Consider the following 13,628-nt stretch of genomic DNA (forward strand, 5'->3'; position numbering starts at 1 on the left):
TCAGTCAAGGCCCGTTGCGGCTGTGACAATTTCCAGTCTGGACGTTTAGGTCATCGAGCGCGACAAGCCTGTCATGGCAGATACTGACCGCTACGACATCGTCATCGCCGGCGCGGGTTTGGCCGGGGCGGCCTTCGCCCTGGCGGCGGCGCAGGGCGGGCTGAAGGTGGTGCTGGTCGATCCGCAGCCGTTCAGCGCCCAGCTGGCGCCGACCTTCGACGGGCGTTCGACCGCCGTCGCCTTTTCGACCTTCCGCATGCTGGACGCCCTGGGGCTTGGTCAGACGCTGCGGCCGCACGCCTGCCGGATGGATCACATCCTGGTGACGGACGGGCGGCGGCCCGGCGCGGCCAGCCGGGCGGCGTCGCTGGCCTTCCTGCGGTTTGACGCCGATGAAATCGGCGGGCGCACGGGGGGCGAGCCGCTGGGCTATATGGTCGAGAACCGGCGGATCCGTTCGGCCCTGGCCGAGGCGGTGACGGCGGCGGGGATCGAGGTCCGGGCGCCGGCCTCGGTGGTTTCGGTCGAGACCGACGCGGGTCAGGCGACCGTGACCCTGGCCGACGGCGCGATCCTCAAGGCGCCTCTGGTCGTCGGCGCCGAGGGGCGCGGCTCGACCGTGCGCCGCGCCGCCGGGATCGAGACCGTGGGCTGGGGCTATGGCCAGAGCGGGGTGGTGGCCACGGTGCGGCTGGGGCGCGATCACGGCAATGTCGCCCATGAATATTTCCTGCCCAGCGGCCCCTTCGCCATCCTGCCCCTGACGGATCAGCGCGCCAGCCTGGTCTGGACCGAGACGACACGCCGGGCCGAAGCCTTGCGCGACGCCTCGGACGCGGCCTTCCAGTCCCATCTGATGCGGCGGTTCGGGGAGTTTCTGGAGGGGGTCTCCGTCGAGGGGCCGCGCTTCGTTTATCCGCTGTCGCTCAGCCTGGCCGAAAAACTGGTCGCGCCGCGTATCGCCCTGATCGGCGACGCCGCCCATGGGGTGCATCCGGTGGCGGGCCAGGGGCTGAACATGGGGCTGAAGGACGCCGCCGCCCTGGCCGAGGTGCTGGCCGAGGCCGCGCGCCTGGGCGAGGACCTGGGCGCCGAGACGGTGCTGGAACGCTACGCCCGCTGGCGCCGGTTCGACAATGCGGCCCTGGCGGCGGGTTTCGACGCCTTCGTGCGGCTGTTCTCCAACGACATCGCCCCGGTGCGACTGGCGCGCGATCTGGGCATGGCGGCCGTGAACCGGATCGGGCCGCTGCGCCGCGCCTTCATGCAGGAAGCCGGCGGGGCGACGGGCGATCTGCCGCGGCTTTTGCGTGGCGAGGCGGTCTAGTTCAGCCGCATCCGCACGCGCTCGAAGGTCGTCGAACGCCGGGCCTCCTCTACCCCGTCCAGGCCCCGCGCGCGGGACAGGGCGTCCAGCGAGCCGGCCAGGGCCCCCTGTTTCTCACGGGCTGCGGCGACGTCCAGCCAGGGGCGGTGGTCGTCCGGATCCAGCAGGGCGCGGCGCAGGGCGGAGCGTTCGGCGGCGCCGTAATCCCGGCTGCGGATGGCGCGACTGAACAACAAATTCTGCAGCCTGATCAGTGACTGACGATCGGTCACAGGGGCCATCAGCAGATCCAGACGGTCGGCGACGTGCGGCGTCAGGCCGGCGCGCAGGGCGCGGCGGGTCAATTCGCTGGGCAGGACCAGACGGCCCTGGCTGAACGGGTCCAGGGCGACCGGTCCCTCTGTCGTCTCGACCCGCACCAGGAAATGGCCAGGGAAATCGACCCCGGCGGCCTTGACGCCTGCCGCCCGGGCCGCATGGAGGTAAAAGATCGCCAGGGCCGCCGACAGGCCGCGCCGTCGCGCCGCCACATCAATGATGTCCGTGTTGGAGGGGTGGTCGTAATGGATCAGGTCGCCGTTCAACTGCAGATCGGCCGCCATGGTTTCGGACAGGGCGTCGTCGGGGCTTTCGCCGCCGATCCGCTCCTTCAATCGTTCGCAGGCCCCGCGCGCCAGGGTGCGCACCGGCTCGGAGTCACGGAAGGGATAGTCGTGGAGAGCGCAAGCGATCGCCGCCTCCAGCAGGGGGAAGCCTTCGTCGTCGGCCTCTCCGGCCGACGTCAGGACGCCTTCGGCCTCCTCCCGCGTCATAAGATCCCTTCAGCCCCCGCCGTGTCTCTGGACGCCGCGAAGATGACGTGGAAACCGCTGGGGAGCCAGCGCCACCATATCAATTCTCAAATCAAGCGGTTGCAGGCCAGGACGATTGCGCCGGATCGCCTCGCCCGCCGCCACCAGCCGGTCATGCTGGGCGGGCTTCAACGCCAGGACGGCGAGGTCGAGCGTGGTGCGGCGCTTGACCTCGACCACCGCCAGGACACGGCCTCGGCGCGCCAGCAGGTCGATCTCTCCCGATCGGGTCTTCAGGCGAAAGCCGAGAATCCGATAGCCTCTGGTCATCAGCCACAGGGCCGCGATCCATTCCGCCGCGTGTCCGGCCTTGAAGGCCGCCCCACCCTTCGCCTGACGCCAGGCCGCCTTCGGGCGACGGTCGGGCGTCGGGCGAGGCAGACGGTCGATCATCGACCCTGAAGCTCCAGGGCGCGGCGATACAGGGGTTTGCGCGGCAGATCGAGCGCGCGCGACACCTCGGACGCCGCCTCGCCCGGCGCCAGTCGGGTCAGGGCCTCGGCCAGGGCTGCGTCGGCGTCTGCGGCCGATGCGACCGGAGCCTCGCCGGGACCGACAACAACCACGATCTCGCCCTTCGGGGCGTCGAGGCGCGGATCGACGGACAGTTGGTCCAGCGGCCCGCGCACGCACTCCTCGTAGAGTTTCGTCAGCTCACGGGCCACGGCGGCGGGGCGAGGGCCCAGGACAGCGGCCATGTCGGTCAGGCTGTCGCGAAGCCGGGGGCCGCTTTCGAAGAAGACCAGGGTCTGGCGCTGGGCCTTCAGGTCCTCGAGGGCGGCGACGCGGCCGGCGGTCCTGGGCGGCAGGAATCCCGCGAACAGCACCCGGTCCGCCGGCAGTCCGGCGATGCACAGGGCCGCCAGCAGGCTTGAGGGACCCGGTATCGGGTGCACCGGCAGGCCTTCGGCGATCACCGCGCGGGCGACGACGAAGCCGGGATCGGACACCAGCGGCGTGCCGGCGTCGGAGACCAGGGCGACGACCTCGCCGTTCCTCAGACGTTCGATCGCCAGTTCGGCCGCGCGGGCCGAGGCATGATCGTCGCACCGTTCCAGCTTCGCCTTCAGCCCATAGGCGGTCAGCAGCTTGGCGGTCACGCGGGTGTCCTCGGCCAGGACCAGATCGGCGGCGGCGAGCACGTCCAGGGCTCTGAGCGTGATGTCGCGCAGATTGCCGATCGGCGTCGCCACAAGATAGAGACCGGCCTCCACCCGCCTGGGCGGCGGCGCGGCGGGCGGGAAGGGGCCGGGCTCTTCCACGATCAGGCGGTCGGCGGCACCGCAGTGCTCGCCGTCCTTATCGTGGCTGCAGGCGGCGGGGGCGCGGAGGTCAGGCCGGACCCCTGGAAGGCAGGACCGGCGTCATAGGCGGCGAAGGTGGCGGCGGTGATGATCTCGCTGACCGAGGCGCCCAGGGATACAATCTGGACCGGCTTCTCCAGCCCGACCAGAAGCGGGCCGATCACGGTGGCGCCGCCCAGGGCCTGGACCAGTTTGGTCGAGATGGCGGCGGAATGAATGGCGGGCATGACCAGGACGTTGGCCGGCTTGGTCAGGCGGTTGAAGGCGTAGGCGGGATGGCCCTTGGGATCCAGGGCGACCTCGGGCGGCATTTCACCCTCGTATTCGAAGTCGACGCCCTTCTTGTCCAGGATGCGGATGGCTTCGCGCACCTTTTCGGCGCGGTCGCCGGGCGGATTGCCGAAGGTCGAATAGCTGAGGAAGGCCACGCGCGGATTGCGCCCCAGTTTGCGCACCGTCTCCGCCGCCTTGATGGCGATGTCCGCCAGCTCCGCCGCATCCGGCAGTTCGTGGATGGAGGTGTCGGCGACGAACAGGGTGCGGCCCTTGGCCAGAAGGATCGACAGGCCGATCAGGGTGTCCTCGACGTCCAGCACGCGCTGGACCTCCTTCAGGGCCATGTTGAAGTTGCGGGTCACGCCGGCGACCATGGCGTCGGCCCGGCCCTTGGCGACCAGGGTGGCGGCGAAATAGTTGCGGTCCTGGTTGATCATCCGCGCCACGTCGCGGCGCAGATAGCCCCGGCGTTGTAGTTTTTCGTACAGCCAGTCGGTGTCCTCGACATTGTGTTCGGAGACGCGGGCGTTGGTGATCTCGATGCCCAGGTCGTCGAAATTCAGACCGGCCTCGGCGGCGTTCTGGCGGATCAGGTCCTCGCGACCGACCAGGATCGGCGTGCCCAGATCGGCCTGTTTGAAGCCCCAGGCGGCGCGGATGACGGCCAGTTCTTCACCCTCGGCGAAGACGACGCGTTTATTGGGTCCGCCGCGCACGGCCGAGCTGATCTTCTGCATCAGGGCGGCGGACGGATCGACGCGCGAGCGCAGGGCGTTGCGATAGACGTCCATGTCCTCGATCTGGACGCGGGCGACGCCGGTATCCATCGCCGCCTGGGCGACGAAGGGCGGGATGTACCAGATCAGGCGGGGGTCGAACGGGGTGGGGATGATGTAGTCCGGGCCGAATTTCAGCTTGCGGCCGCGATAGGCGGCGGCGACCTCGTCCGGCACGTCCTCGCGGGCCAGGGCGGCCAGGGCCTGGGCGCAGGCGACCTTCATCTCATGGTTCACGCGACGCGCGCGCACGTCCAGGGCGCCCCGGAACAGATAGGGGAAGGCCAGGACGTTGTTGACCTGGTTCACATAGTCCGAGCGGCCGGTGGCGATGATGGCGTCAGACCGCACCGACTTGACGTCTTCCGGCGTGATCTCGGGATCAGGGTTGGCCATGGCGAAGATGATCGGATTGGGAGCCATGGAGGCCACCATCTCCTTGGTGATCGCGCCCTTGGCCGACAGGCCCAGCACCACGTCGGCGCCGACCATGGCCTCGGCCAGGGTGCGCAGCGGGGTGTCGGTGGCGTGGGCGGCCTTCCACTGGTCCATGCCGTGTTCACGGCCCTGGTAGACGACGCCGTCCCGATCGCAGATGACGGTGTTCTCGGCCTTGACGCCGGCGGCCTTCATCAGGGCGATGGACGACAGGCCCGCCGCTCCGGCGCCGGCCAGCACCACCTTGACCTCGTCCAGCCGCTTGCCGGCGACGTGGCAGGCGTTGATCAGGCCGGCGGTCGAGATGATGGCTGTGCCGTGCTGGTCGTCATGGAAGACGGGGATGTCGAGCAGGTCCTGAAGCTCGCTCTCGATGACGAAACATTCGGGGGACTTGATGTCCTCCAGATTGATGCCGCCCCAGGTGTCGCCGATGTTCTTGACGACGGTGATGAACTCATCCGGATCGGTGGTCTTGACCTCTACGTCGAAGCTGTCGACGTCGGCGAAGCGTTTGAACAGGACCGACTTGCCCTCCATCACCGGCTTGGAGGCCATGTGGCCCAGATTGCCCAGGCCCAGGATGGCGGTGCCGTTCGAGATGACGGCGACCAGATTGCCCTTGGACGTATATTCGTAGGCCTTGTCCGCATCGGCGGCGATGGCCAGGACCGGCACGGCCACGCCCGGCGAATAGGCCAGCGACAGGTCGCGCTGGGTCGCCATCGGCTTGGTCGGAGCCATCGAGATCTTGCCCGGGGTCGGGAAGAGGTGGAAGTCGAGCGCCTCCTGGTCGGAGAAGGTCTGTTTTTCGGTTTGATCGGGCATCGGGGCGTCCAGGGCGTCGGCGGGGCTGTAACCGTTCGTGTCCTAGAGTGTGGGAAGGGCCGCGCCAAGCCTTGACCCCCCGTAAGGCGTACAGACCTGTTTCGAAGCTTCCGTTCGCGTCAGCGTCAACCGAGGCGCGGGCTTCAGAAGGCGAGGGCGCCGGTGCGCTCGATTTCGACCGGGCCGGTCATCAGCACATGGTCCGTCGCCGGATCCCAGTCGATCACCAGTTCGCCGCCGTCGACGACCACCGTGGCCTTGCGATCGGTCAGGCCGCGCCGGGCCGCCGCCACCTGGGCCGCGCAGGCGCCTGTGCCGCAGGCCTTGGTCAGGCCGGCGCCGCGTTCCCAGACGCGCAGGCGGATATGGTCGCGGTCCAGCACATTGGCGAAGCCGACGTTCACGCCCTCGGGAAACAGGGGATGATGTTCGACCAGGGAGCCCGAGCCGGTGACGAAGCCGTCATCCTGGCGGTCGGTGAAGAAGACGACGTGGGGGTTGCCCATCGAAACGGCGCCGGGCGTGTGCAGCAGGGGGGCGTCGATGGGCCCGACCTGAAGCTCGATGCCGCGGGTGTCCATTTCCTCGGCCAGGGGCACCTGGGTCCAGTCGAGCCGGGGCTTGCCCATGTCGACCGTGACCTGGCGATCGCCGGCGCGGGCGGCGGTGGTGGGGCCGGCGGCGGTGTCGATGACGACCCGATCCGAACCCTTGGCTTCCATCAGCAGCCAGCCGACGCAGCGCAGGGCGTTGCCGCAGGTCTCGACCATGGAGCCGTCGGCGTTCCACACCCGCATGAAGGCGTCGGCGGTCTGGGACGGCTCGATGGCGATCAGCTGATCGAAACCCTCGCCCGAGGCGCGGTCGGCCAGGGCGCGAATCTGGTCCTCGGTCGGACGAAACGGCGTTTCCAGCGCGTCGATGACGATGAAGTCATTGCCGGCGCCGTTCATCTTGATGAAAGGACGGGTCATGCAGGCCATATAGGCCTATCCCTGTCGTCCGGAAACCATTGTGTCCCAGAGCGAAACCGACCCCAAGGACGGCCTGAGGCTGCGCGCGCGGCTGCGGTACCTGTATCACGGCGGCCAGCCGGCGGCGGTGAAGTTCCGGCTGACGGTCATCGTCATCGACTTCGCCATCATCGCCTTCTTCCTGGCGGCCCCGATCCTGAAGAATATGGGCTGGGCCTTCTATGTGCTCGACTATCTGATCGCCGCCCTGCTGGCGGTCGATCTGGCGGCGCGGGCCTATGCCTATTCCGACGTTCGAGACTGGCTGAAGAAGCCGATCGTCTGGCTGGATCTGTTCATCCTGGCCACCCTGCTGTTCCCGGCCTGGCTGTTCAATCTCGGCTTCCTGCGGATGCTGAGGCTATGGACCCTGCTGAACTCGGACTTCTTCTGGCGCACGGTCGGGGCGCGGTTCGACGACACCCGGGTCGAGGGGATCGTGCGCGCGCTTTCGGGCTTGGTCACCTTCGTCTTCGTCGTGACCGGGTTCGTCTATGCGACCTTCCGGGGGCATGACGGGATCAGCGGCTATATCGACGCCCTCTATTTCACCGTGGCGACCCTGACGACGACCGGGTTCGGCGACGTCACCCTGCCGGGGCCGGTGGGCAAGCTTCTGTCCATCGCCATCATGCTGGTCGGGATCACCCTGTTCCTGCGTCTGGCCCAGGCCCTGATCAAGCCGCACAAGGTCCGCTACCCCTGCGACCGCTGCGGCCTTCAGACGCACGATCCTGACGCGGTTCACTGCAAGGCCTGTGGCAACCTGATCTGCATCCCCGACGAGGGCTGACGCACATGACAAAACCGTAAGGGTCGGCCTCCTCGCCTTGCCGCGGGGCCGGTCGCCGTTAAGGTGCCCGTCTTCATTTCGGGGACTGTCCATGATCCGCTCATCCGCCGCCGTACTTGCGGCCCTTCTCGCCTCCACCAGTATGACGTCGGTATCCATGGCCCAGACCGCCCCCTCCGCTCCCGCCTTCGCAACCAGCGAGGCGAGCGACCCCTATGTCTGGCTCGAAGACGTCGAAGGCGAGCGGGCCATGGCCTGGGTCAAGGACCAAAACACCCGTTCCCTGGGCGTGCTGCAGAACGACCCCCGCTATGAGCCCCTGCACCAGCAGGCGCTGGAGATCGTCCAGGCCCGCGACCGCATCCCCGCGCCGGGCTTCACCCACGACGGCCATGTCGACAATTTCTGGCAGGACGCCCAGCATGTGCGCGGCGTCTGGCGGCGCACCACGCTGGACTCCTACAAGACCGCCGAACCCCAATGGGAGACGGTGCTCGACATCGACGCCCTCGCCGAGGCCGAGAGCGCCAACTGGGTCTACAAGGGCTCGACCTGCCTGGCCCCCGAAGAGCGCTACTGCCTGATCAGCCTGTCGAACGGCGGCAAGGACGCCGTGACCCTGCGCGAGTTCGACACCGTCTCCCGCAGCTTCGTCGAGGGCGGCTTCTTCCTCCCGGAGTCCAAGGGCGGGGCGGCCTGGGTCAACAGCGACACCCTGCTCATCGCGCGTGATTTCGGCGCCGGCACCCTGACTGACTCGGGCTATCCGATGGTGGTCAAGCGGATGACGCGCGGCCAGTCGCTGGATCAGGCCGACGTCCTGTTCATGGGCGAGCCGACCGACGTCTCGGTGTCCGGCTATACGCTGCGCGACGCCGACGGGGTGCTGAAGGCGACCCTGATCAACCGGTCGATCGACTTCTATTCGTCCGAGACCTATCGCGTGACCGACGACGGGGCGGTGGTGAAACTGGCCCTGCCGGCCAAGTCGGACATCACCGGCCTGGTCGCGGGCAAGCTGGTGGTTTCGCTGAAACAGGACTGGACCGCGCCGTCGGGTCAGGACTTCAAGAGCGGCGACCTGATCGCCTGGCCGCTGGACGCCTGGCTGGAAGACCAGGCCACGCCCGCCGTCCTGGTGCTGCGCCCGACCGAGCGTCAGGCCGTCGAGGGGGTCAATGCGACGCGCAACACCCTGGTCGTCGCCCTGTATGACAATGTGCGCGGTTCGGTGCGGGTCTATCGCCCCGGCGAGACGGAATGGACCTATTCCACCCTGGACCTGCCGCAGAACGTCTCGGTCGGCGTGGGTTCGGCCTCCGAGACCGACGACAAGATCTTCGTCAGCGTCACCGGCTATCTGAACCCGTCCAGCCTGTGGCTGGCCGATGCGGCGACCGGCGCGGTCGATCAGGTCAAGTCGATGCCGGCCAAGTTCGACGCCACCGGCATGACGGTGGACCAGCATGAGGCCCGCTCGGCCGACGGGACGATGATCCCCTATTTCGTGGTCCATAAGGCGGACATGCCGCTGGACGGCTCCAATCCGACGCTGCTCTACGGCTACGGCGGGTTCGAAAGCTCGCTGCTGCCCGGTTATTCGGCGACGGTCGGCAAGCTGTGGCTGGAGAGGGGCGGGGTCTATGTCATCGCCAATACGCGCGGCGGCGGCGAGTTCGGTCCCCGCTGGCATGAGGCGGCGCTGCAGCAGAACCGCCAGCGGGCGCATGAAGACTTCCAGGCCGTTGCGCTCGACCTGATCGCGCGCGACATCACCAGCCAGCCGAAGCTGGGGATCATGGGCGGCTCGCAGGGCGGCCTGTTCATGGGGGCGATGCTGACCCAACGGCCGGACCTGATCAACGCCGCCGTCATCCAGGTGCCCCTGTTCGACATGCTGCGCTTCCACAAGCTGCTGGCCGGCGCCTCTTGGATCGGGGAATACGGCAATCCGGACGTTCCCGAAGAACGCGCCTGGATCCAGGCCTATTCGCCCTATCAGAACCTGCGGGCGGGCCAGCCCTATCCCGAGGTCTTCATCCACACCTCGACCAAGGACGACCGGGTTCATCCGGGCCACGCCCGCAAGGCGGCGGCGCGTCTGGAGGAACTGGGCTATCCGGTCCTGTTCTACGAGAACACCGACGGCGGCCATGCGGCGGGGGCGAACCTGCAAGAGACGGCGCGGCGTCTGGCGCTGGAATACACCTATTTGTCGCGGCGGCTGATGGACACGCCGGCGAAGGAGTAGCCCTCAATGACGCGAGGTCTCGTCCTATCGATAGCCGCCTTTGGGTTGGTCGGGAGTATTTTTCCCTTGCCGGCTCGAGCGCAATCGATGGCCGAACCTTCGCCAGTCGTATTGAACTTTGAGGCTGGGGCCGGTCTGGGGTTCAGTCCATCGGGCGGCTGGACTTTTCGACCGGTGCGTGAAGCGGACGCTCCTCAAGGGGCTGTGTTCGCGCGCCTCGCCAATCCTGATCAGAACGCCGGACCAACCCATGCCAGTAAGAGTGTTCCGGCTGCACCCTACGCAGGGCGTGCCGTCCGCCTCAAGGCGTGGTTGAGGGTGTCGGGCGAGGCTACGCCCCTTGCAGGATTGTGGTTGAGAATCGATGGTTCGTCACCGGGTTCGCCGCTGTTCTTCGATAACATGTCGGATCGACCGGTCGCTCCGGGCGATTGGGTTGAGAGCGAAGTCGTCGCCTATGTTCCGCCCAATGCGGAAAGATTGCTCTTCGGTCTGGTCAAGTCGGGTGGAGGAACGCTGGATGCGGACAACCTCGTTCTGGAAATCGCTCCTAAGAACGACGGAGCCGCCATGCCAGTAGAAGTCCGCGCTTATTTGAACGAGGCCCTGACTGCGCTCGAGACGCGTCATATCAATCGTGCATCGGCGGACTGGTCGCATCTGCGCGCCGTAGCCGAACGAATGGCTAGCAGCGCGCAAACGACGGCGGAGACCTATCCAGCGATCCGGACCGCAATCGGCCTGTTGGGCGAAAAGCACACTCTCTTCATCGGCCCCGAGGGGCGAAGTGTCTCGGCGCGAGGGCAAACCGTCGCCCAGCCCCAGGGACTGCCCACCGGTGAAATGATGGCGCCGACGGTTGCGCGCTTATTGGTTCCAGCTTTGATGACGGACGGAGCCGGCACCACTGTGGGCTCCGCTTACCAGGATACTCTGATTAACTTGATCGCCGCACTGGAGCGTCAGGGAGCTTGTCGCTGGATCGTGGATTTGCGTGGCGACGGCGGCGGTAACATGTGGCCGATGGTAAATGGTTTGGAGGCCTTGTTGGGCGCTGGGCCTTTCGGAGGTTTCGGTGACTCAGATCGTGTTCGGTCATACTGGGCTCGCCGAGAGGACGGGACCATCGCGGAGATGACAGACATTTCGTCTGCTCATCACGTTTCCGGGCGACTGTCTGAAATGCCGGTAGCGGTTCTGTTCGGCGCAGGTACAGCGAGTTCGGGCGAGATGACGGCTATCGCCTTTCGAGGTCGAGAACGCACTCGCAGTTTCGGGCAGGCTTCGGCAGGCTACACCACCGCCAACGGGGGGCATCTTCTACCCGATGGCGCGCGGATTCTGATAACCACCATGGGCGTTCACGACGGTCTTGGATCATTCATTTCCGGGGCTTTGATTCCGGATGAACTCTTGCCAGACGAACAGACTTTGACGCGCGCGCTCGAATGGTTGCAAACCGAGGAATGCATGGCGACCGCTTTGTCCTCATCTGCCAACTAAGCCTGCAACAAGGTCATCGTATGAAGTCGATCATCATGCTTTCCGTCGCCATTCCGGCGCTTATCCTGGGGGCCAGCGCCAGTGCGGTCGTAGCGGGCGGCGCCGACGAAGTCATTGTCTCGACGAACGACAGCCGCCCGCCCCACTTTCCCCGCGACCTGACCCCCGCGGGCGTCGCGGCGGTCGACGACCATCTGGCGCTGGAGCAGGTGGACGGAGCCGAGGCCATGGCCTTCGTCGCCGAGGAGAACCGAAAGTCGCTGGCCGTCCTGACCGGCGATCCTCGCTACGAAACCTTCCGCGCCGAGGCCCAGGCGATCCTGACCGCCACCGACCGGATCCCCGCCCCGTCCTTCCTCGGCGACGGGATCGGCAATTTCTGGCAGGACGCGGCCAATCCCAAAGGGGTCTGGCGCCGGACGTCGCTGGACAGCTACCGCACCGCGACGCCGCAGTGGGAGACCCTGCTCGACATCGACGCCCTGTCGAAGACCGAGGGCAAGGACTGGGTCTTCAAGGGCGCCGACTGCCTGGCGCCCGACGAGACCCGCTGCCTGATCAACCTGTCCGACGGCGGCAAGGACGCGGTGGTCGTGCGCGAGTTCGACCTGACGACCAAGCGGTTCGTTGATGCCGGGTTCAGCCTGCCCGAAGGCAAGCACCGCATCGAATGGCTGGACCGCGACACGCTTCTGGTCGCCACCGACTTCGGCGCGGGGACCATGACAGAGTCCGGCTATCCCTTCATCGTCAAGGCGCTGAAGCGCGGCCAGACCCTGGTCCAGGCGGTCGAGGTCTATCGCGGCGAACAGGGCGACGGCGGCTATGGCGTCAGCCCGGCGGTTTATCGTGACAAGGCCGGCAAGGTGACGGCAGTGATCATCACCCGCCCGCTGGACACCTTCCGGTCGGAGACGTGGATGCTGGCTGACGGCGGCCCCGTTCAGTTGGACCTGCCTGCACGTGTTTCGGTTCACGGCGTTCTGGAGGGACGCTTGATCTTTTCGACCGAAGAAGCGTGGACGCTAAACGGAGGGACTTACCCCGCAGGAGCCGTACTGGCCTATTATCCGGGCGAGCTGGTGAAATCAGATGATCGAATTGTGATCATGGGAGAGGGGCCCTCGCCTGTGGTGCTGATGCCGGAGGCGCGTCAGGCCGTGCAACAGGTTGCAGTGCTGGACGACCGTCTGGTTATCGCGACGACAGATAATGTTGCGGGGCGATTGAAGGTCTATCGTCACCGCCCCGGCCGTCCCGCTCGCTGGGAAGCGCAGGACATCACCGTGCCCGACAACCTCGCAGTCGGTCTGGGCGACAGCTCCAAGTCGCGGGGTGAAGTCTTCGTCTCGACCCAAGGCTTCCTGGTGCCGCCGACCCTCAGCCTGGCCGACGCGGACGCGGCGACCCTGACCACATTGAAATCGGCCCCGGCCAAGTTCGACGCCGCGCGCGACGTGACCGAACAATACGAAGCCACCTCGACCGACGGAACCAAGATCCCCTATTTCATCACCCGGCCGCGCGACATGAAGCTGGACGGGTCGAACCCGACCATCATGCTGGGCTATGGCGGGTTCCAGATCAGCCTGAACCCGGCCTACAAGCCCGAGATGGGCAAGCTGTGGCTGGAGCGGGGCGGGGTCTTCGTCCAGGCCAATATCCGCGGCGGCGGCGAGTTCGGTCCCGACTGGCACCAGGCGGCGCTGGACGGAAATCGCCAGCGGGCCTTCGACGACTTCGCCGCCGTGGCGCGCGATCTGGAACAGCGCGGCGTCACCAGCCCGCGCCGGTTGGGCATCTACGGCCGGTCGAACGGGGGGGTGCTGACCAGCGTGTCGATCACCCAGCACCCGGAGCTGTTCAATGCGGCGGTGATCGAGAGCCCGCTGGTGGACATGCTGCGCTATCACGAGCTGCCGGCCGGCGCCTCGTGGATCGGCGAATACGGCGACCCGCGCATTCCCGAAGAGGCCGAATGGATCGCCCGATATTCGGCCTATCAGCAGCTGCGGCCCGACGTGACCTATCCGCGCATCTATCTGACCACCAACACCCGCGACGACCGGGTCCATCCGGGCCATGCGCGCAAGTTCGCCGCCCGTCTGGGCGATCAGGGCCACGACCACCTCTATTATGAGGACACGGCCGGTGGTCACTCCAACGACGCCGACCCGGTGGCCAACGCGCGGCGCTGGGCCCGTCACTATGTCTATCTGTCGCAACAGCTGATGGATTGAGGGCGGGCGGGGGCGGCTCACGGACTTA

Annotated in this window: 10 protein-coding genes; 5 read left to right on the forward strand and 5 right to left on the reverse strand. The window is 67.0% G+C overall.

Translation table 11 applies throughout. The annotated features are described in order from the left end of the window. Positions 1-73: 73 nt before the first annotated feature. Positions 74-1,327, forward strand: coding sequence for a UbiH/UbiF/VisC/COQ6 family ubiquinone biosynthesis hydroxylase (locus ACVPT3_RS17230; RefSeq protein WP_492042053.1), 1,254 nt, complete (start codon positions 74-76; stop codon positions 1,325-1,327). Here ACVPT3_RS17230 and ACVPT3_RS17235 read toward each other — a convergent pair. From ACVPT3_RS17235 to dapF, 5 genes are all read right to left on the reverse strand, one after another. Then, complete coding sequence (locus ACVPT3_RS17235) at positions 1,324-2,139, reverse strand: transglutaminase family protein (RefSeq protein ID WP_492042054.1); 816 nt, start codon at positions 2,137-2,139, stop codon at positions 1,324-1,326. The genes ACVPT3_RS17230 and ACVPT3_RS17235 overlap by 4 nt on opposite strands. A gap of 9 nt (positions 2,140-2,148) precedes the next feature. Next, the gene (locus ACVPT3_RS17240; protein WP_492042055.1) at positions 2,149-2,571 is read right to left on the reverse strand and encodes a YraN family protein; all 423 of its coding nucleotides are present in this window, start codon (positions 2,569-2,571) and stop codon (positions 2,149-2,151) included. After that, positions 2,568-3,440 carry a 16S rRNA (cytidine(1402)-2'-O)-methyltransferase gene (gene rsmI / locus ACVPT3_RS17245; RefSeq protein WP_492042056.1) on the reverse strand — a complete coding sequence of 291 codons (873 nt, stop codon included), beginning with the start codon at positions 3,438-3,440 and terminating at the stop codon, positions 2,568-2,570. The genes ACVPT3_RS17240 and rsmI overlap by 4 nt, the downstream gene beginning before the upstream one ends. A gap of 2 nt (positions 3,441-3,442) precedes the next feature. Continuing rightward, the gene (locus ACVPT3_RS17250) at positions 3,443-5,800 is read right to left on the reverse strand and encodes an NADP-dependent malic enzyme (protein ID WP_492042057.1); all 2,358 of its coding nucleotides are present in this window, start codon (positions 5,798-5,800) and stop codon (positions 3,443-3,445) included. A 143-nt stretch (positions 5,801-5,943) separates the two neighbouring features. After that, positions 5,944-6,774, reverse strand: a complete 831-nt coding sequence (gene dapF / locus ACVPT3_RS17255; RefSeq protein ID WP_492042058.1) for a diaminopimelate epimerase — start codon at positions 6,772-6,774, stop codon at positions 5,944-5,946. Positions 6,775-6,814: 40 nt separating this feature from the next. On the opposite strand from dapF, the gene ACVPT3_RS17260 reads away from it, so the two are divergent. The 4 genes from ACVPT3_RS17260 to ACVPT3_RS17275 all read left to right on the forward strand — a co-directional run bounded on the left by ACVPT3_RS17260 (position 6,815) and on the right by ACVPT3_RS17275 (position 13,600). Continuing rightward, positions 6,815-7,606 carry a potassium channel family protein gene (locus ACVPT3_RS17260; RefSeq protein WP_492042059.1) on the forward strand — a complete coding sequence of 264 codons (792 nt, stop codon included), beginning with the start codon at positions 6,815-6,817 and terminating at the stop codon, positions 7,604-7,606. Positions 7,607-7,697: 91 nt separating this feature from the next. Continuing rightward, a complete protein-coding gene (locus tag ACVPT3_RS17265) occupies positions 7,698-9,857 on the forward strand; it encodes a prolyl oligopeptidase family serine peptidase (RefSeq protein ID WP_492042060.1) in 2,160 nt (719 codons plus the stop codon). Positions 9,858-9,944: 87 nt separating this feature from the next. Next, complete coding sequence (locus ACVPT3_RS17270) at positions 9,945-11,360, forward strand: S41 family peptidase (RefSeq protein ID WP_492042061.1); 1,416 nt, start codon at positions 9,945-9,947, stop codon at positions 11,358-11,360. Positions 11,361-11,380: 20 nt separating this feature from the next. Then, complete coding sequence (locus ACVPT3_RS17275; protein WP_492042062.1) at positions 11,381-13,600, forward strand: prolyl oligopeptidase family serine peptidase; 2,220 nt, start codon at positions 11,381-11,383, stop codon at positions 13,598-13,600. Positions 13,601-13,628 lie beyond the last annotated feature (28 nt).

The sequence above is a fragment of the Brevundimonas sp. FV1ps31S genome, from assembly GCF_058681265.1.